Below are 20,541 nucleotides of genomic sequence, written 5' to 3' on the forward strand. Positions count from 1 at the left end.
GACGTTGCCCGCAAGACCGTCTGGCATCACGAGGGATGGGTTCATGGCCAACGAAGCGAAACTCCGGGACTACCTCAAGCGGGTGACGACCGACCTGCAGCAGACCCGGCAGAGGCTGACCGACGTCGAGGCCGCGGCGCACGAGCCGATCGCGATCGTCGGCATCGGCTGCCGCTTCCCGGCCGATGTGCGCAGTCCCGAGGATCTGTGGCGGCTGCTCGCCGCCGGCGGCGACGCGATCACCGACTTCCCCGAGGGCCGGGGCTGGGACCTCGACCGGCTGCACGCGCCGGGCCCCGAGTCCGACGCCCAGGCCACCACGTACGTGGCCAAGGGTGGCTTCCTGCACGACGCGGGCCTCTTCGACGCGGGCTTCTTCGGCATCAGCCCGCGCGAGGCCGAGGCGATGGAGCCGCAGCAGCGCGTGCTCCTGGAGACCGCGTGGGAGGCCCTGGAGCGCTCCGGGATCTCCCCGGACAGCCTGCGCGGCAGCGACACCGGCGTGTTCGTCGGTGCCATCGCCCAGGACTACGCGCGCCCCGAGGAGATACGCCCCGAGCTGGAGGGCTACCTCGTCACCAACACGACGAGCGTGGCCTCCGGCCGGATCGCCTACACCCTGGGCCTCGAAGGCCCCGCGCTCACCATCGACACCGCCTGCTCGGCCTCGCTGGTCGCGCTGCACCTCGCCACCCGGTCGCTGCGGCAGGGCGAGTGCTCGCTCGCCCTCGCGGGCGGCGCGACGGTCATGGCGTCCCCGGTGCTGCTCACCGAGTTCAGCCGACAGCGCGGGCTCGCGGCCGACGGCCGCTGCAAGGCCTTCGCCTCCGGCGCGGACGGCACCGGCTTCAGCGAGGGCTCCGCGCTGCTCGTCCTGGAGCGTCTCTCGGACGCCCGCCGCAACGGCCACCCGGTGCTCGCGGTGATCCGCGGCACGGCCGCGAACCAGGACGGCGCGAGCAACGGCCTGACCGCGCCCAACGGCCCTTCGCAGGAGGCCGTCATCCGCCAGGCCCTGGCCGACGGGCGCCTGACGGCGGACCAGGTCGACGCGGTCGAGGCGCACGGCACCGGCACCCGCCTCGGCGACCCGATCGAGGCCCAGGCCCTGATCAACACGTACGGGCAGGGCCGCGGCGGCGACGAGCCGGTGTGGCTGGGCTCGATCAAGTCGAACATCGGCCACACGCAGGCCGCGGCGGGCGTCGCCGGCGTCATCAAGATGATCATGGCGATGCGGAACGGGGTGCTTCCCCGGACCCTGCACGCCGACGAGCCGACGGACCACGTGGACTGGTCGGACGGCACCGTACGACTCCTCACCGAGGAGCAGCCGTGGCCGGCGCGGAGCGGCCGGCCCCGCCGTGCGGGTGTGTCGTCGTTCGGCATCAGCGGGACGAACGCGCACGTCGTGATCGAGCAGGCCCCCGAGGAACCCCCCACGGCCACCGACGGGGCCGAACCGTTCGACCTTCCGTGGTTGTTGTCGGCGAAGAGCGAGCAAGCCCTGCGCGATCAAGCGCGCCGGCTCCACACGTACGCGACCGAGCACCCCGACACCCCGCCGCAGGACATCGCGGGAGCGCTCGCGGCCCGTACTTGCTTCGACCACCGCGCCGTCGTCGACGCGGCGGACGGACGCGAGGCGCTGCTCACCGCCCTGGACGCGCTCGCCGAGGGCTCCGAGGCCCCCGGCCTGACCACCGGCACCGCACTCACCGGCAAGACGGCCTTCCTCTTCACCGGCCAGGGCAGCCAGCGCCCCGGCATGGGACGCGAACTGTACGAATCCGAGCCCGTGTTCGCCGCCGCGTTCGACGAGATCACCGCTCTCTTCGACCCCCACCTCGACCAGCCCCTGCGCCAGGTCATGTGGAACCAGGACCCCACCACCCTCCACCAGACCCAGTACACCCAAGCAGCCCTCTTCACCCTCCAAACCGCACTCCACCGCACCCTGGAAGCCCAAGGACTCACCCCCGACGCCCTCATCGGCCACTCCATCGGCGAAATCGCCGCCGCCCACGCCGCCGGCGTCCTGGACCTCACCGACGCCGTCACCCTCGTCGCGGTACGCGGCCGGCTGATGCAGGCCGCCCGTGGCGACGGTGCGATGCTCGCCGTGCGCGCCTCGGAGGAGGAGGTGCGGGAGGTCCTCGCCGGTGTCGAGGGCGATCTGGACGTCGCGGCCGTGAACGGGCCGGAGGCCACGGTGATCTCCGGCTCCCGGAGCGCGGCCGAGGCGGTGGCGCAGCACTTCGCGGCGCTGGGCCGCAAAACCACCCGCCTGACGGTCAGCCACGCCTTCCACTCACCCCACATGGACGAGGTCCTGGAGGAGTTCCGCACGGCGATCAGCGACCTGACCTTCCACCCCCCGAAGATCCCCGTCATCTCCAACATCACCGGCCTGCCCGCCACCGACGACGACCTCCGCTCCCCCCACTACTGGGCCCGCCACATCCGCGGAACCGTCCGCTTCCACCCCGGCATCCAACACCTCCAGACCAACAACACCACCCGCTACCTCGAACTCGGCCCCGACACCACCCTCACCGCACTCGCCCAACAGACCCTGGACGGAACCGAAGCCCTCCTCACACCCACCCTGCGCAAGAACACCCCCGAACCCACCACCCTCACCACCGCACTCGCCCGCCTCCACACCACCGGCCACACCCCCACCACCTGGCAACCCCAGACCCCGACACCCTCCGTGGAAGGCCTGCCCACCTACCCCTTCCAGCACGAGCACTACTGGATCGAGCGGACGACCGCGGTCGGGACCGACGTGACGTCCGCCGGGCTAGTGTCCGCCGGGCATCCGTTCCTGGGCGCCCTGGTCACCCTCGCGGACAGCGACCAGCTGGTGTTCACCGGCCGGATCTCGACGCGCACCCACCCCTGGCTCGCCGACCACACCATCTCCGGCACCACCCTCCTGCCCGGCACCGCGTTCACGGACCTCGCCCTCCACGCCGCCGGCCACACCGACACGCCCACGCTGGAGGACCTCACCCTCGAAGCACCCCTCGTCCTGCGCGAGAAGGGTTCGGTGGAGGTGCAGTTGGTGGTCGACCCTGCGGCCGGGTCCGACCGGCGGGCGTTCACGATCCACGCGCGGGGCGAGGACGCCGAGTCGTGGACCCGGCACGCCTCCGGCACCCTCTCCGTCGCCCCGGGCGCGGGGGCGGACCGTGCGTCCCTGCCGTGGCCGCCGCCCGGCGAGCGGGCCGACCTGACCGGTCTCTACGAGGAACTGCACGCCCGGGGCTACGCGTACGGCACCGCCTTCCAGGGCCTCACGGCGGCCTGGCGCGACGGCGACGACCTGTACGCCGAGATCGAGCTGCCCGAGGAGGCCGACGCCCTCGGGCACCCGGTGCACCCCGCGCTCCTCGACGCCGCGCTCCACCCGCTGCTGCTCGACCTGGTGGGCGGCGACCCGGCGACGGTGCGGCTGCCGTTCAGCTGGTCCGACGTCACCCTGCACGCGACCGGCGCCGCCCGGCTGCGGGTCCGGCTGACCCGGTCCGGCGCCGACACGGTCACGCTGGCCGCCGACGACCCCGAGGGCGGTCCCGTCGTGGACGTCGGCGCCCTCCTGATCCGTCCGGCCGACATCGGTGCCGCGTCCGCCGCCTCCGGCGACGGCTCGCACGCCCTGTACCGGGTCGACTGGCGGCCCGTTCCCGGCGCCGCCGAGGCCCGTGCGGGGGACGCCGCCCCCGTCCGCGCGGTGATGGGCCCCGACGTCATCGGAGTCGCCGACGCCCTCGGTGACGGCGCCGTGCGGTACGCCGACCTCGACGAGCTGGCCGCCGCCGACGGGCCCGTGCCGGCCGAGGTGCTGGTGCCGTTCACGCCGGGACGCCCGCCCCGGGGCACGTACGACCCGGTGGCGATCGCCCGCGAGGCGCCGCACCGGATGCTGGGGCTGATCCAGCGCTGGCTGGCCGACGAGCGGTTCGCCGACTCGCGGATGGTCGTCGTCACGCGCAACGCGGTCTCCACCCGCTACGACGAGTCGATCCGGGACCAGAGCCTGGCCGTGTGGGGGCTGGTGCGTTCCGCGCAGACCGAGCACCCGGGCCGCTTCCTGCTGGTCGACGTGGACCGGGACGAGGCCTCGTACCGGTCGCTCGGCGCGGCGCTCGACACGCCCGACGAGACGCAGCTCGCGCTGCGCCGCGGCACCGTGCTCACCGCCCGGCTCTCGCCGAGTGCGCCCGAGGGGCGCCTCCCCGTGCCGGCGGGCGACGCGAACTGGCGGCTCGGCGCGACGGCCGAGGGCACCCTGGAGAACCTGGCGCTGCTGCCCGCCGAGGCGCCCGACGCGCCGCTCGCCCCCGGTCAGGTGCGGGTCGGGGTGCGGGCAGCGGGCCTGAACTTCCGCGACGTCCTGATCACCCTCGGCCAGTACCCGGGCGAGGCGCCGATCGCCAGCGAGGGCGCCGGACACGTCCTGGAGACCGGCCCCGGCGTCGTCGGCCTCGCGCCCGGCGACCGGGTGATGGGCCTGTTCACCGAGGGCGCGGCCGGGCCGGTCGCGGTCACCGACCACCGGCTGCTCTCCCGGGTGCCGGCCGGCTGGTCCTTCACCCAGGCCGCCGCGACGCCGGTGGTGTTCCTGACCGCCCTGTACGCCCTGACCGACCTGGCCGACGCCCGCGCCGGGCAGACGGCGCTGATCCACGCCGCCGCCGGCGGCGTCGGCATGGCCGCGACGCAGATCGCCCGCGCCCTGGGGCTGGAGGTCTACGGCACGGCCTCGCCCGCCAAGTGGGACGCGCTGCGCTTCCAGGGCTTCGACGACGCCCACCTCGCGAACTCGCGCACCCTCGACTTCGAGCGGGAGATCCTGGCAGCCACCGACGGCCGCGGCGTGGACGTGGTCCTCGACGCGCTCGTCGGCGAGTACGTCGACGCGTCGCTGCGGCTCCTGCCGCACGGCGGCCGGTTCATCGAGATGGGCAAGGCCGACATCCGCGATCCCGAGCGGGTGGCCCGGGACCACCCCGGCGTGGTCTACCGCTCGTTCGACCTCATGGAGGCCGGCCCGGACCGCATCCGGGAGATGCTCGCCGAACTCCTCGCCCTGTTCGAGGCGGGCCGGCTCGGCCCGCTGCCGGTGGAGGCCTGGGACGTCCGGCGGGCCCGGGACGCCTTCCGGCACCTGGGCCAGGCCCGGCACACCGGCAAGGTGGTCCTCACCCTGCCGCGCGCCCTGGACACCGACGGCACGGTCCTCGTGACCGGCGCCACCGGCACCCTCGGGCGGCTCGTCGCCCGTCACCTGGCCGCCCGCCACGGCATCCGGCACCTGCTCCTGACGAGCCGGCGCGGTCCCGGGGCCCCCGGCGCCGACGAGCTGGTCGCCGAGCTCGCGGAGATCGGCGCCCGGGCCACCGTCGTCGCCTGCGACACGGGCGATCCGGCGTCGGTGCGGCGGCTGTTCGCCTCGGTCGACCCGGCGCACCCGCTGACCGCCGTGGTGCACACGGCCGGTGTCCTCGACGACGGCACGATCGAGTCGATGACACCGGAGCGGCTCGACCGGGTCGCGCGCTCCAAGCAGGACGCGGCGTGGCTGATCACGGACGAGATACGCGACCTGGACCTGGCCGCGTACGTGATGTTCTCCTCGTTCGCCGGGATCATCGGCAACGCCGGGCAGTCCAACTACGCGGCCACCAACTCCTTCCTGGACGGCGTCGCCGCGTACCAGCGCTCCAACGGACTTCCGGGCGTCTCGCTCGCCTGGGGTCTGTGGGGCGCGGAGGGGACGGCGGACGGCGGCGGCATGGCCGGGACCCTCGACGCGGGCGACCTGGCCCGGCTCGCGGGCGCGGGGCTCGCTCCCATCGACCCCGAGCGGGGCCTGGCGCTGTTCGACGAGGCGCTGACCACCGACGAGCCGCTGCTCGTCCCGCTGCGGCTCGACGTGCCCGCGTTGCGGGCCCGCGCCGAGGCGGGCACCCTGCCTCCGCTGCTGCGCGGTCTGGTGCGCTCGCGCACCCGGCGCGCCGCGGCGGGGCGTCCGGCCCCGGCGGGTGCCGGGTCGCTCGCGGAGCGGCTCGCCGGCGCCGACGCGGCCGAACGCGACCGGCAGCTCCTCGCGCTCGTGCGGGCCGAGGCGGCGGCGGTGCTGGGGCACGGCGCCGGTGACACGCTCGCCCCGGAGCGGGCGTTCAAGGACGTCGGCTTCGACTCGCTGACGGCGGTCGAGCTGCGCAACCGGCTCAACGCGGCCACCGGCCTGCGCCTGCCGTCGTCGCTGGTCTTCGACCACCCCACGCCGGCCGCCCTCGCGGCGCACCTGCGCACCGGCCTGTTCGGCGACGCCGAGCCGGCCACGGCTCCGGCCGCCCGGCGCGCGGCGCCGGCCGCGGCGGTGCCGGCCGACGACGACCCGATCGCCATCGTCGGGATGGCCTGCCGCTACGCGGGCGGTGTCGCCTCGCCCGAGGACCTGTGGCGGCTCGTGCTGTCCGGCACGGACGCGGTGACCGGCTTCCCCGAGGACCGCGGCTGGGACACGGAGGCCCTGTACGACCCCGATCCGACCCGGTCCGGCACCTCGTACACGCGGCGCGGCGCGTTCCTCACCGGCGCCGACCGTTTCGACGCGGCCTTCTTCGGGATCAACCCGCGCGAGGCGACGGCCATGGACCCGCAGCAGCGGCTGCTCCTGGAGACGGCGTGGGAGGCCGTGGAGCGGTCCGGGATCGACCCGACGACGCTGCGCGGCAGCGACACGGGCGTGTTCGCGGGCGTCGTCGCCGGCGACTACGTGACCCGGCTCGGCCGGGCGCCGGAGGCGGTCGAGGGCTATCTGGCGACCGGCACCACGGCGAGCGTGGCCTCCGGCCGCATCGCCTACTCCTTCGGCTTCGAGGGCCCCGCGGTCTCCGTGGACACGGCGTGCTCGTCGTCGCTGGTGGCGCTGCACCTGGCCGCGCAGTCGCTGCGGCAGGGCGAGTGCTCGCTGGCCCTGGCCGGCGGCGCGACCGTCCTCGCGGGTCCCACGAGCTTCGTCGAGTTCAGCCGGCAGCGGGCCCTGTCGCCCGACGGCCACGCCAAGGCCTTCTCGGACGCGGCGGACGGCACCGGCTGGGGCGAGGGCGCGGGTCTATTGCTCCTGGAGCGGCTCTCCGACGCGCGCCGCAACGGGCACCCGGTCCTCGCCCTGGTGCGGGGCACGGCCACCAACCAGGACGGCGCGAGCAACGGCCTGTCCGCGCCGAACGGCCCTTCGCAGGAGCGGGTGATCCGCCAGGCCCTGGCCAACGCGCGCCTGACCGCCGGCCAGGTCGACGCGGTCGAGGCCCACGGCACCGGCACCCGCCTCGGCGACCCGATCGAGGCCCAGGCCCTCATCAACACCTACGGCACGGAACGCGACGCCGAACACCCCCTCTGGCTCGGCTCGTTGAAGTCCAACATCGGGCACACGATGGCGGCGGCCGGGGTCGGCGGCGTCATCAAGATGATCATGGCGATGCGCAACGGCCGGCTGCCGAAGACGCTCCACGTCGAGCGGCCGACGACGCACGTCGACTGGTCCGACGGCACCGTACGCCTGCTCACCGAGGAACAGACGTGGCACACCACGGGCGACGAGCCGCGCCGGGCGGGCGTCTCCTCGTTCGGCATCAGCGGCACCAACGCCCACGTGATCATCGAACAGGCACCGGAAGAGGATGTGATCACCGAGCAGGCCCCGGAAGGCACCGGCGCCGCCGATGACACCGAACTCCCCGACCTGCCCTGGCTGCTGTCGGCCAAGAGCGAGCAAGCCCTGCGCGACCAGGCCCGCCGGCTCCACACCTACACCACCGAACACCCCGAGACACCCACACACCGGATCGCCGCCACACTCGCCACCCGCGCCCGCTTCGACCACCGCGCCGTCATCGCCGCCGACGACCGCACGTCCCTGCTCACCGCCCTCGACGCACTCGCCGAGGGCAGGGAGATGCCCGGTCTGGTGACCGGCACGACGGTGGGCCACGAGCCCGGCCGCGCCGTGTTCGTCTTCCCCGGCCAGGGCAGCCAGTGGCTCGCCATGGGACGCGCCCTGATGCGGGACAGCGAGGACTTCGCCGGTTACGTGCGGGAGTGCGCCGAAGCGCTCGCCCCGTACACGGACTGGGACCTGACCGCGGTCCTCGCGGGCGACCCCGACGCCGCCCCGCTCGACCGGGTCGACGTCGTACAGCCCGCGCTGTTCGCGATGATGGTGTCGCTCGCCCGGCTCTGGCGCCGGCACGGCGTCGAGCCGGCCGCGGTGATCGGCCACTCCCAGGGCGAGATCGCCGCCGCGTACCTGGCCGGCGCCCTCACGCTCGCCGACGCCGCCCGGATCGCCGCGCTGCGCAGCCGCGCCATCACCCGGCTCGCGGGCACCGGCGGCATGCTGTCGGTGCAGCTGCCCGCCGGCGTCGTACGGGAGAGGCTGATCGACGACACGTACGTCGCCGCCGTCAACGGCCCCGCGCTCACCGTCGTCTCGGGCGCCCCGCAGGCCCTGGAGACGCTCAAGGAGACGTTCACCGGCGAGGGCGTCCGGGCCAGGACGGTCCCCGTCGACTACGCCTCGCACTCCCCGCACGTCGACGCGCTCCGCGACGAGCTGCGCGAACTGCTCGCCGGGATCGAACCGCGCGCCACGGACGTGCCGTTCTGGTCCACGGTCACGCGCGGCCCGCTCGCGGGCACCGAGCTCACCGTCGACTACTGGGTGCGCAACCTGCGCGAGCCGGTGCTCTTCGAGGAGACCGTGCGCGGGCTGCTCGCCGCCGGACACACCACCTTCGTCGAGGCCAGCGCGCACCCCGTGCTCGTCCCCGCGATCCAGGACACCGCGGAGGAGGCGGGCGCCGCCGCCGCCGCGCTCGGCACGCTCCGCCGTGACCAAGGGGGCCTCGACCGCTTCGGCACCTCGCTGGCCGAGGCGCACGTCACCGGCACCTCGCCCGCGGCGTGGCGGCCCCCGATGCCGCCCGCGGACCCGGCGGGGCCGCCCACGTACCCGTTCCAGCGGCAGCGCTACTGGCTGGAGGCCACCGGCGGGGCCGTCGACGCGGACGGCCTCGGTCTGGACACGGCCGGGCACCCGCTGCTCGGCGCGAGCGTCCCGCTCGCCGACTCCGGCCAGGTCGTGTTCACCGGCCGCGTCTCCCCGCGCACCCACCCCTGGCTCGCCGAGCACGCGGTGGAGGGCACGGCGCTGCTGCCGGGCACCGGTCTCCTGGACCTGGCGCTGCACGCGGCGGACCGCACCGGTGCGGACGGCGTCGAGGACCTCACCCTGGAGGCCCCGCTGGTCCTCTCAGAGCAGGGCGCGACGGTGCTCCAGGTGACGGTCGGCGCGCCGGACGAGGCGGGCCGCCGGCCGCTGGGCGTCCACTCCAGGACGGGTGACGACGCGGAGTGGATCCGGCACGCGACCGGCCTGCTCGGCGCGGCCTCCGCCTCAGCCCCGGCCGACCGGGCCTCCGCCGGGCACGCGGTCTGGCCGCCGGCCGGGAAGCCGGTCGAGCTCGGCGACGCGTACGGCGAACTGCTCGCCCGCGGCTACGCGTACGGGCCGCTGTTCCAGGGCCTCACCGCGCTCTGGCGCGACGGCGACGACCTCTACGCCGAGGTGTCGCTGCCCGAGGACACCGACACCGCCGGTCACTCCGTCCACCCGGCGCTCCTCGACGCCGCCCTGCACCCGCTGGCCCTCGCGCCGGCCGGCCCGGACGGCTCCGGGGGATCCGGGGGATCCGGGGAGATCCTGCTGCCCTTCTCCTTCGGCGGCGTACGGCTGCACCGCACCGGCGCGAAGGCGCTGCGGGTGCGGCTGACCAGGACCGGTGAGACCTCGGTCGCCCTGCGGCTCACCGACGCGGAGGGCGCGCCCGTCGCCGGGGTCGAGACGCTGGCCCTGCGTCCGCTGCCGGCCGCCGAGCTGGCCGCGCTGCGCTCGCGGGGCGCGGCGGACCTGCCGCTGTACGCGGTCGACTGGACGGCCGCCGGTCGGACCGCCCCGGCCGAGGGCACGTGGGCGGTGGTCGGAGAGCACGGCGCCGCGTTCGCCGCTGCGCTCGGCGACGCGCCCGTGTTCGCCGGCTCGGCCGAGCTCCGCGCGGCCGTCGCCGACGGCTCGCTGCGCCTGCCGGACACCGTCCTCGCCGTCCTTCCGGCGACCGAGGAGCCCCCGGGCGCGGCCGGCGCCCTCCCGACGGGTGCCGATGTCCGGGCCGTGCTCGACCCGCTGCTCGCGCTGCTGCGCGACTGGCAGTCCGACGAACTCCTCACCGCCGGACGCCTCCTGGTGGCCGCGCGCGGCGCGGTCGCGGTACGGGACGGCGACACCGTCGATCCGGTGGCCGCCGCCGCGTGGGGGCTGCTGCGCACGGCACGGAGCGAGAACCCGGACCGGATCGCGCTGGTGGACCACGACGGCACGGACGCCTCGCTGCGCGCCCTGGCCGCGGACGCCGGACCCGCCGAGAGCGAACTCGCGCTGCGCGAGGGCACCTGGTACGCGCCCCGGCTCACCGCCCTGCCGGACGCGCCGGGGCCAGGCACCGGAGCCGACGCCGGGACCGGGGCCGGGGCCCGGCCGTGGGATCCGGACGGCACCGTCCTGGTCACCGGTGGCACCGGCACCCTCGGCGGGCTCCTCGCCCGCCGGCTCGTCACCGGCCACGGCGTCCGGCACCTGCTGCTCACCGGCCGGCGGGGACCCTCCGCCCCGGGCGCCGCGGAACTCGCCGCCGAACTCACCGCGCTGGGCGCGGAGGTCCGGATCGAGGCCTGCGACGCGGGCGACCGCGACGCACTGGCCGCGCTGCTCGCCGGGATCCCCGCGGACCGCCCGCTCACGGCGATCGTGCACGCGGCGGGCGTCCTGGACGACGGCGTCGTCCGGTCGCTCACCCCGGAGCGGCTCGACACGGTGCTCTCCGCCAAGGCCGACGCGGCCCTGCACCTGCACGACCTCACCCGCGAGCTGCCGCTCGCCGCGTTCGTCCTGTTCTCCTCGCTCGCCGGCGTGGTGGGCAACGCGGGACAGGGCAACTACGCCGCCGCCAACGCCCTGCTGGACGGCCTGGCCGTACGCCGCCGGGCCCTCGGCCTGCCCGCGCTCTCCCTGGCCTGGGGACTCTGGGCCGACGGCAGCGCGCTGACCGGGCACCTCGACGGGCGGGAACGCGACCGGCTCGGCCGCGACGGCGTCGTGCCCCTGACGGCCGAGGACGGGCTCGCCCTCCTCGACCGCGCCCTGGCCGGAGCGCCGGCCGCCGTCGTCGCCGCGCGCCTGGACCGCGCCGAACTCCGGCGCCGCGCCGGGGCCGGGCTGCTGCCGCCGCTGTTCGGCGGACTCGCGCCGGCGCCCGCGCGCCGGGCCGCCGCGACCCCCTCGGGCTCCCTGGCCGAGCGCCTCGGCCAGGTGCCGGAGAAGGACCGGGAGCGCCTGGTCCTCGACCTGGTGCGGGAGACGGCCGCGCTCGTCCTCGGCCACAGCGACACCGGTCTCATCGACGACGAGCACTCGTTCAAGGAGCTCGGCTTCGACTCCCTGACGGCGGTGGAGTTCCGCAACCGGTTGAACGCCGCCACCGGGCTGCGCCTGCCGGCGACCGTGGTCTTCGACCACCCGTCGCCGGCCGCGCTGGCCACGCTGCTGCGCGGCCGGGCCGAGGAGGCCGCGGTGCGGGCGGCGGGCGCTCCCGACACGAACACGGCCCCGGCCGCCGGCGCCGGTCCGCTCGCCGGGCTCGACGCCCTGGAGAAGGCGCTCGCCCTGACCCTGGAGACCGACACCGACACCCGTGCGGAGGTCGTCAGGCGGCTGCGGGACCTGCTCGACGGCCTGGAGGCCCCGGCGACCCCGGCGGGCTCCCCGGCTGCGGGCCCCGAGGACGTGGCCGGCCGGATCGAGTCCGCCTCGGCGAGCGACCTCCTCGACCTCATCGACAGCGAATTCGGCAGGAAGGACCGGTCGAAGTGACGACGACGCCGACGACGGAGAGCACCACCGGGACGGGCTCCACCGCCGAACCCGCCTCCCAGGAGGAACGTCTGGTCGAGTACCTCAAGTGGATGACCGCCGAGCTGCACAGGACGCGGCAGAAGCTCGGCGAGGCGGAGTCCGCGGCCCGGGAGCCGATCGCCGTGGTCGGCATCGGCTGCCGCTACCCCGGCGGCGTGCGCGGCCCCGAGGACCTCTGGCGGGTCGTGGACTCCGGCACCGACGCCATCGGCGGGTTCCCGGAGGACCGCGGCTGGGACCTCGACGCGCTGTACGACGCCGACCCGGACCGGTCGGGCACCTCGTACACCCGCAGTGGCGGTTTCCTGCCGGACGCCGCCGAGTTCGACGCGGGCTTCTTCGGACTCGGCCCGCGCGAGGCGCTGGCCACCGACCCGCAGCACCGGCAGCTCCTGGAGACCGCGTGGGAGGCGCTGGAGCAGGCCGGGCTCGACCCGCGCGAGCTGCGGGGCAGCCGGACGGCGGTCTTCGCGGGCCTGATGTACAGCGACTACGCGGCACGGCTCCCCGTCATCCCGCCGGAGGTGGAGGGCTTCATCGGCAACGGCACCGCGCCGTCGGTCGCCACCGGCCGCATCTCGTACACCTTCGGTTTCGAGGGCCCGTCCGTCACCGTCGACACCGCCTGCTCCTCCTCCCTGGTCGCCGTCCACCTGGCCGTCCAGGCGCTGCGCCAGGGCGAGTGCTCGCTCGCCCTGGCGGGCGGCGCGACGGTGCTGTCGACGCCCGGCCTGTTCACCGAGTTCAGCCGGCAGCGGGGTCTGTCCGCCGACGGCCGCTGCAAGTCCTTCGCGGCCGGCGCCGACGGCACCGGCTTCGGGGAGGGCTCGGCCCTGGTCGTCCTGGAGCGGCTGTCCGACGCCCGCCGCAACGGGCACGAGGTCCTCGCCGTCATCCGTGGCAGCGCCGTCAACCAGGACGGCGCGAGCAACGGGCTCACCGCCCCCAACGGGCCCGCCCAGGAGGCGGTGATCCGGCAGGCCCTCGACAACGCCCGGCTGGCCCCCGCCGACGTCGACGCCGTCGAGGCGCACGGCACCGGCACCACGCTCGGCGACCCGATCGAGGCCCAGGCCCTGATCAACGCGTACGGGCGGGAGCGGGCGGACGACCGGCCGTTGTGGCTGGGCGCGCTCAAGTCGAACATCGGCCACACCCAGGCCGCGGCCGGCGTGGGCGGCGTCATCAAGATGGTGATGGCCCTGCGCAACGGCGTGCTGCCCCGCACGCTGCACGCGGACGAGCCGACCCCCCACGTGGACTGGTCGGACGGCACGGTCCGGCTGCTGACCGCGCCCCGCCCCTGGCCGGCCGAGGAGGGCCGGCCGCGCCGGGCCGGGGTCTCCTCCTTCGGGATCAGCGGCACCAACGCGCACCTGATCCTGGAGGAGGCTCCGGAGGAGCCGGCCGACGGGGCGCCGGGGGCGGGCGCCGGGCCCGAGGCGGATGCCGGGACCAAAACGAACACCGGGACCGGGGCGGATACCGGGCTCCCGCTGGTCGCCTGGCCGCTGTCCGGGCGGGGCCCGGAAGCTCCGGCCGCGCAGGCACGGCGGCTGCTCGGCCATCTGGCGGAGCACCCCGGGGCGACCGACGCCGAGGTGGCGCGGGCCCTGGCCGCACGGCCCGCCCTGGAGGACCGGGCCGTCGTGCTCGGCGAGGACCGCGAGGCCCTGCTGCGCGGCCTGGAGGACCTGGCGTCCGGCGCCCGGTCCCCGGCCGTCGTCCGGGGCAGGACCGAGCGCCGCGCGGGCACCGCGTTCCTCTTCACCGGGCAGGGCAGCCAGCGCCTCGGCATGGGCCGCGAACTGTACGGGTCCCACCCGGTGTTCGCCGCCGCCTTCGACGAGGTGTGCGGGCTCTTCGACCGGCACCTGGAACGGCCCCTGCGCGACGTCGTGTTCGCGGCGCCCCGCACTCCCGAAGCCGCGCTGCTCGACCGTACGCGGTACGCGCAGGCCGCCCTGTTCGCGCTGGAGACGGCGCTGTTCCGGGTGCTCGGACACCACGGTCTCGTACCGGACTTCGTCATCGGGCACTCGGTGGGCGAGCTGGCCGCCGCGTACGCGGCGGGCGTGCTGACCCTGGAGGACGGGGTGGCGCTCGTGGCCGTGCGCGGGCGGCTCATGGAGTCGGCGCGCGGCGACGGCGCGATGGTGTCGCTGCAGACCTCCGCCGAGGAGGTCGAGGCCTTCCTGACGGAGTACGCGGAAAGCGGGGAAGGCACGGAAGCCGGGGAAGGCGGAGAAGGCGCCGGGGGCGCGCGGGGCTTCGCGGGCCGGCTGTCGATCGCGGCGGTCAACGGGCCCCGGTCGGTGGTCGTCTCGGGCGACGCCGACGCGGCCGCCGAGGCCGCGGCGCACTGGCGGGCGCGGGGCCGCAAGACCAAGCGGCTGCGGGTGAGCCACGCTTTCCACTCGCACCACATGGACGGCATCCTGGAGGAGTTCCGCCGGGCCGTGGCGAAGCTGTCCTTCGCGCCGCCGGTGATCCCCCTGGTCTCCAACCTGACCGGCCGGCCGGCGAGCGCCGGGGAACTGGCCGACCCCGACCACTGGGTGCGACACGTCCGCGAGGCGGTCCGCTTCCACCCGGGCGTCCGGCACCTGGAGGACGAGGGCGTCCGGCTGTACGTGGAGCTCGGCCCGGACGGCGTCCTCGCGGCGCTGACCGCGCAGAGCCTGCGCAAGGAACCGCCGGTCCTGGTCCCGGCGCTGCGCGGCGACCGCCCCGAGCCGCGGACGCTGTTCTCGGCGCTCGGCCTGGCCTGGGCGCACGGACGCCCGGTGGACTGGGCCGGGCTCGTCCCGGCGGGCGGACGGGCGCCCCTCCCCCCGTACGCCTTCCAGCGGCGCCCCTACTGGCTGCACGCCCCGGCCGTACGACCGGCCGGGGACCCGGCGGTCCTCGCGGTCCCGGCGCGGGACGGCGACTCCGCTCTCGCCGGTGCCCCCGGAGGGCCCGTCCCGCGCCGGGATCTCGCCCGACTCGCGCCCGAGGAGCGGGAGGCGGAGCTCCTGGAGCTCGTGCTGTCCTCGGCGGCGTCCGTGCTCGGGCACGACTCCGCCGCCGGGATCGCTCCGGACGCCACGTTCCTGGAGGCCGGATTCACCTCGTTCACCGGTCTCGAACTGCGGAACCTGCTGGCCGACGCGACGGGTCTGGAGCTGGCGGCGACGCTCGCGTTCGACCACCCGACGCCCGGGGAGCTGGCGGCTCGGCTGAGCAGGATGATCGGCGGGGAGGCGGGGTAGAATCGGGGCTATACCCCGTTTACGGTGCCGCCGCCTCAGGCGGCGGCACCGTTCGAACACGGCCGAGGAGAAGACAGCACGATGCGCGCAGACGCCCGCCGCAACTACGAGCGACTCCTGGCCGAGGCCAGGAAGGCCTTCGACACGCACGGCATCCAGACCTCACTCGACGACATCGCCAAGCAGGCGGGACTGGGCAACGCGACGCTGTACCGCCACTTCCCCACCCGGGAGGCGCTGCTGGAGACGATGCTCCGGGACAGCCTCTCCGAACTCGGCGGCACCGCACGGGAACTGCTGGCCACGGAGCCGGCCGGTGCGGCCCTCGCGACCTGGGTCCGGGCTGCGGTGGCGCACGCCACCACGTACCGGGGGCTCGTGACCATGCTGATGGACAGCCTCAAGGACGAGACCTCCGAGCTCAACGACGCCTGTACGTCCATGCAGTCGTCCGGCCAGCAGCTCCTGGAGCGGGCGCAGCGGACCGGCGAGGTGCGGGACGACATCTCGCCGGCCGAGCTGTTCGCGCTGATCGCCGCGGCGGCCTGGACGCGCGAGCACGCACCCGACGAGGCCGATCAGGTCCTGACGGTCATGATCGACGGCCTCTGGCCACCGCGACGCTGACCGACTCGGCCCCGGCGGCGAGCCTGCCGGTGATCAGGGCGACGAGTTCGTCGGTGCGGTCCGTCAGGTAGAAGTGCCCGCCGCCGGGCACGACGGTGCAGCCGAACTCCCCCGTGGTGTGCGCCTGCCAGGCCCGTGCCTCCTCCTCGGTCACGCGCGGGTCCCGGTCGCCCAGGATCACCTCGACGGGCACCCGGACGACGGCGTCCGGCTCCGGGCGGTAGGTCTCGATCGCCCGGTAGTCGGCGCGCAGCGGCGGCAGGACGAGGTCCCGCGTCTCCGGGTCGGCGAGCAGCTCCGCCGAGACCCCGCTGAGCCGCACCGTCTCGGCGATCAGCGCGTCGTCGTCGAGCAGGTGGAAGGCCTCCTCCCGGTGGGTCGAGGGCGCGCGCCGCCCGGAGGCGAACAGCATCCGGGGCTCGCTCAGCCGTGCCGCCTCGAAGGCGACGGCGGCGCCCATGCTGTGCCCGAAGTACGCCGGCCGGCGATCCGCCCACGGCGAGAGGGCCGCGACCACCGCGGCCGCGATCTCCCGCACGTCCTCCATCGGAGCCTCGCTCCTGCGGTCGAGGCGTCCCGGGTACTGCACGGCGAGCACCTCGATCCCCGCGGGGGCCAACAGCCCCGAGAGGCCGTGGAAGGAGGCGGCCGACCCGCCCGCGTGCGGGAAGCAGACCAGCGGAGTCCGCTCCGGCTCGCCCGCCGCGGGCGGATGGAAGCGCCTGATCCACACGTCGCTGTCGGCCGTGAGCCCCGTCATGCCAGCACTCCTCGCATCGGTTTCCCTGGGAACGCGTCATCGTCGCCCACCTTCCTTAAGCCGCGATTGCGCCCCGGTGGCAGCTCGCGCCGAAGGCGGCGTACGACCGCGTGCGCCTCGACGGCATCGGCGCGCGCCTGGAGCCCGCCCGTCACGAGGCGTTCGTCCCCCTCGTCAAGCCGGATCGGGGAGACCCGGTCACGCTCCCGGCCCGTGACGCGCTCGCCTGCCGGCCGGTCTCCCGGGGCTTTCGCCGAGCGGTTCCGCGCGGGAGGCCTCCCACCCGAACCGGGCGACCGCGGGGCCGGGCGAGCACGTGGCCGACGTCGCCCGCCCCCCTCCGTCCCGGTCCGCTGCCCCCGCCGGCCGCGCGCCCCTCACTCGGGTGCGCGCGGCTCCGGTTCCCCGCCCCGCCGCTCGGAGCGGTCCTCGGAACGCCCCTCGAACCGGCCGAGGAGGACGGCGGTCGGGGTGCCGGTGACGACACCGCTGTCCAGGATCGTGCGGCCCGGCCGGGGAAGCCGCCGCACGGGTCCGGGGTCAGGAGCCGGAAGCAGGCCGGTCGCGAGGGCCTGGGCGGCGGCCGTGGAGCTCGTACCGGCCCCGGAAGGGCCGGCGCGGCGGAGCATCTCGACGCCCGTCACGGCGATCACCGCGTGGACGACGAGCGAGGAGCCGCGCACGACCGCCTCCGGAATGCCGACGAGGGCTCAGGGGCCGGTGAGCCCCGGAGATCCGGTGACTCCCGGGGGGCCGGCGAGCCCGGGGAGCGCCGAGCCGTCGGGAAGCCGGCCCGTGAGCCGCACCGGCCCCTCCGCCGTGGTCCGGACCGCCAGGAACGGGCCGCGCGCGGCAGCGGTCACGGCTCCCCCGGCGGTGACGCCGGTCAGCCGGCGACTGCCCGCCGAGAGCAGGTACCGCGCGCCCGACGGGGCCGTCCAGTACGTCCCCGCGAGGACGTGCTGCCCGAAGCGGCCGCACGCCGCCGTGTCCCGGAGCTCCGCCACGGGCCGGGGCGCGGTGCCGCCCGGCGCCTCGAAGGAGACGGCCGCCCGGCCGCTCCCCTCCCAGGTCTCGACGCGGGAGCAGACCCACAGGGCCCGGCCCGCCCGATCGGGCAGGAGCTGTTCGGCGTACTCCCAGCGGTTGACCGACCGGACCCCGGTGCCGTGCAGCGGCGCCAGGGAGCAGGCCGAGCGCGCCCAGGCCGCGAGCCCGCGTGCGCCGGTCGCCTCGCGGGGCGCGCGGGCCGGGGCGCCCGCCCCCGGCGGGGGCGTCCACGTGAGGTGTGCCGGGGCGAGTTCCCCGAGGTCCGCGAGGAGGAAGGCGTGGTCCTCCACGATCCGGGTCGAGGAGCGCAGTTGGAGCGCGGTCACGCCCGCGCACGCGCCGGGCGCACGCCCACGGGTGTACGGGGCGTCGTACGGGACGGGGGCGGTCACGCCGTCCGGGGTGACGTCCAGCGGGCGGGCGGCGGTGCCGGGCGCGCGGAGGTCCCGTACCGCCGCCCCCGCGATCCAGGGCGCGAGGAGGTACCGGACCCGCCCGGGGGTGCGGATGAGGACCACGGCGGCGCCGGTGGTGACGTCGGCGTCGTCGGCCCGCGCGAGGTCGAGGACGGCGGGCCCCCGTCCGCCGCGGGGTTCGGCGTACCGGGCGAGCCTGCGCCCGTCGTGCAGGAGCACCACGTCCGCGCCGTCGACCGGACCTGCGAAGAGGAGGCGGGGCGGTTCGGCGGGCGGGGAGGCGGGCGTGCCGGGGGTGGCGGTCCGCCGGACGCCGTCCCCGGCGCCCCGGGCCCACGCCTCCAGGGCCCGCCGGAGCAGGGCCGTGTCCCGCGTCCCGGCACCGCGCGCGGGCCAGGCCGTGAGGTCGACGCGCGAGGTGTCGGCCCAGCGGTCGGCGGGCGTGCGAAGGAGCGCGGCGGGGTCGGTCGTCCGGGCCCTGGCGGACGGGGAGGCGGACTCCGGTTCCGTCCCGGCGCGGACCCCTGCGGTGACGGCGGCGCCCGCCGTGACGAGCAGCAGCACACCGGCGAGGGTGGCGAGACGGGTGCGCCGGCGGCGGCGCAGGAGGTCGGTGGGGCGGGTGTGGACGGTGCACGGGTCGAACTCGGCGCTGCGCAGGAGCGCCCCGACGTCGGTTCCGGAGGCCGCCTCGATCCGTTCGGCGGCGCGGAGGGCGACGGCGGGGTCCGCCACGCCCACCGAGGCGAGGAGCCGGGCGGTCGCGTCGGCGGGAAGGCCTTCGAGGATCCGCAGGGCGAGCGCGGCCCGTGTTTCGGGGGCGGCCTCGGCCAGGGCCCGGTCGAGCGCGAGTTCGTCGGTTCCCCCGGCCCGGGGGAAGAGCCGCAGGCCGAGCACCAGGGGCAGCGGGAACGCGGGCGGGAAGCGGCGCGGCGGGCGGAGCGCGGCGCGGACGACGGTCGCCCGCAGCCACGCGTGCGCGGAGCGCTCGCCGGAGCGCTGCCCCGGCAGGGAGGCCCCGGCGGGCGGTGTCCCGGCCCCGTGCGTCCCGGGTTTCGGCCGACGGGCCGCCTCCGTCAGGGAGTTCTGTACGAGGGCGTGGGCGGCGAGGACGCGGCGGTGGCGGCCGAGCGCGGGCGGCAGGACGAGGTGGGCGAGCCGTACGAGCGTGGGGTAGTGCTCGACGAGCGCGGCCTCGGCGGCCTCGCGGGCGGGGCGGTGGGCGGATATCGCGGCGCCGGGGAGGGCGTGACGGGACGGCATGCCCGGCAAACGAGTCGGACGGGCCCGGCGTCACTCCGCGTCGGTGGCGGATCCACGCCTCCGGCGCGGCACGGCATGGCACGGACGCGGAGTGGCGCGGCGCCGGGGGCGGTCACGGACACGGGCACGGGCACGGGACCACCGGCCCCAAGTTCCGGTGGTCCCGCGCGTGGATGCCCTTCGGGCGTGTCGCGCGTGTGGGTCCGATCCCGTTCGGTCCGTCCCGCGGCCGCTCCCGCCGCGGGTCACGCGCGCGCGGCGCCTGCTCGGGCGCCTGCTCGAACTCCTACTTGGGCATGAGGACGGTGTCGACGATGTAGACCGTCGCGTTGGCCGTGGGGACGTTGCCGCAGACGACCTTCGAGGAGTCGTTGACCGTGTACTCCTCGCCGGAGCCCTTCGTGGTGAGCGTGCTCTTCTCAAGGGTCTCGAAGGTGCCGTTCTCCAGCTGCTTCGGGGTCAGCTTCTCCCCCACCACGTGGTAGGTGAGGACCTTGGTGAGCATGTCCTTGTCGGCCAGGACCTTGTCCAGGTCGGCCTTCGGGATCTTCGCGAAGGCGTCGTTGGTGGGCGCGAACACGGTGATGTTCTGCGCGTTGTTGAGGGTGTCGACCAGGCCGGCCTTCTTGACGGCGGTCACCAGGGTGGACAGGGCCGGGTTGTTGGAGGCGGCCGTGGCGACGGGGTCCTTCGCCATGCCGTCGAACGAACCGGCGCCCTCCTTGGGCACACCGGCACAGGCCGGGCCGAACGGACCGTCGGGCGTCATCTCCGAGTCGGCGGGGGCCGAGGAGGCGGTCTCCTGCGCGGGGGCGCTGGAGGCCGGGGCCCCGGCCCCGGAGGCCTCGTCCTTTCCGGAGTCCGAGCAGGCGGCCAGGGAGAAGGGCAGCACGGCCGCGGCGGCCACGGCGACGGCGGCGCGGCGGATGCGGGAAGTGGTCATGGGAGGAACCTCTTTGGTCCGGATGCGTAGAGGACTGCGCACGTATGAAGGAGACGGCACTGCCTCCCCGGCGGGGAGGGCGGTGGCGCGCCCGGGCCGTCCGTGGCGAATCGCTCACTTCCGGCCCTGCTGTCACGGGTGATTCGGAGCCGGGTGCCGGTCGGATGGGTCCAGGCGGG

7 protein-coding genes are annotated in these 20,541 nt (G+C 75.9%); 3 read left to right on the plus strand and 4 right to left on the minus strand.

Annotation, left to right across the window (positions count from 1 at the left end; all coding sequences use genetic code 11):
* Nucleotides 1-43: 43 nt before the first annotated feature.
* The 3 genes from CP977_RS05655 to CP977_RS05665 all read left to right on the plus strand — a co-directional run bounded on the left by CP977_RS05655 (nucleotide 44) and on the right by CP977_RS05665 (nucleotide 15,930).
* Nucleotides 44-12,007 (plus strand): type I polyketide synthase, encoded by an 11,964-nt coding sequence (locus CP977_RS05655; RefSeq protein WP_152369722.1) that lies wholly within the window; start codon nucleotides 44-46, stop codon nucleotides 12,005-12,007.
* A complete protein-coding gene (locus CP977_RS05660) occupies nucleotides 12,004-15,303 on the plus strand; it encodes a type I polyketide synthase (protein ID WP_229991804.1) in 3,300 nt (1,099 codons plus the stop codon). The genes CP977_RS05655 and CP977_RS05660 overlap by 4 nt, the downstream gene beginning before the upstream one ends.
* A gap of 81 nt (nucleotides 15,304-15,384) precedes the next feature.
* Nucleotides 15,385-15,930 carry a TetR/AcrR family transcriptional regulator gene (locus CP977_RS05665; protein ID WP_062758184.1) on the plus strand — a complete coding sequence of 182 codons (546 nt, stop codon included), beginning with the start codon at nucleotides 15,385-15,387 and terminating at the stop codon, nucleotides 15,928-15,930.
* Here the strand turns inward: CP977_RS05665 and CP977_RS05670 are convergent.
* The 4 genes from CP977_RS05670 to CP977_RS05685 form a co-directional block, all read right to left on the minus strand.
* A complete protein-coding gene (locus CP977_RS05670; RefSeq protein ID WP_062758186.1) occupies nucleotides 15,896-16,690 on the minus strand; it encodes a thioesterase II family protein in 795 nt (264 codons plus the stop codon). The two genes, CP977_RS05665 and CP977_RS05670, sit on opposite strands and share 35 nt — an antisense overlap.
* Nucleotides 16,691-17,067: 377 nt before the next feature.
* The gene (locus tag CP977_RS05675; RefSeq protein WP_109186599.1) at nucleotides 17,068-17,373 is read right to left on the minus strand and encodes a hypothetical protein; all 306 of its coding nucleotides are present in this window, start codon (nucleotides 17,371-17,373) and stop codon (nucleotides 17,068-17,070) included.
* 27 nt (nucleotides 17,374-17,400) lie between these two features.
* Entirely contained in the window at nucleotides 17,401-19,419 is a 2,019-nt protein-coding gene (locus CP977_RS05680; RefSeq protein WP_229991802.1) for a hypothetical protein, read from the minus strand.
* A 286-nt stretch (nucleotides 19,420-19,705) separates the two neighbouring features.
* Nucleotides 19,706-20,362: a fasciclin domain-containing protein gene (locus CP977_RS05685; RefSeq protein WP_062758190.1), complete on the minus strand. Its 657-nt coding sequence runs from the start codon at nucleotides 20,360-20,362 to the stop codon at nucleotides 19,706-19,708.
* Nucleotides 20,363-20,541: the final 179 nt, after the last annotated feature.

This window comes from Streptomyces cinereoruber, assembly GCF_009299385.1.
GTDB lineage: Bacteria > Actinomycetota > Actinomycetes > Streptomycetales > Streptomycetaceae > Streptomyces > Streptomyces bikiniensis.

Excerpts from the sequence above, each read along its gene's own strand:
- CP977_RS05680 (WP_229991802.1), bottom strand. The coding sequence starts at position 19,419 with ATGCCGTCCCGTCACGCCCTCCCCGGCGCCGCGATATCCGCCCACCGC.
- CP977_RS05655 (WP_152369722.1), top strand. The coding sequence starts at position 44 with ATGGCCAACGAAGCGAAACTCCGGGACTACCTCAAGCGGGTGACGACC.
- CP977_RS05665 (WP_062758184.1), top strand. The coding sequence starts at position 15,385 with ATGCGCGCAGACGCCCGCCGCAACTACGAGCGACTCCTGGCCGAGGCC.
- CP977_RS05685 (WP_062758190.1), bottom strand. The coding sequence starts at position 20,362 with ATGACCACTTCCCGCATCCGCCGCGCCGCCGTCGCCGTGGCCGCCGCG.
- CP977_RS05670 (WP_062758186.1), bottom strand. The coding sequence starts at position 16,690 with ATGACGGGGCTCACGGCCGACAGCGACGTGTGGATCAGGCGCTTCCAT.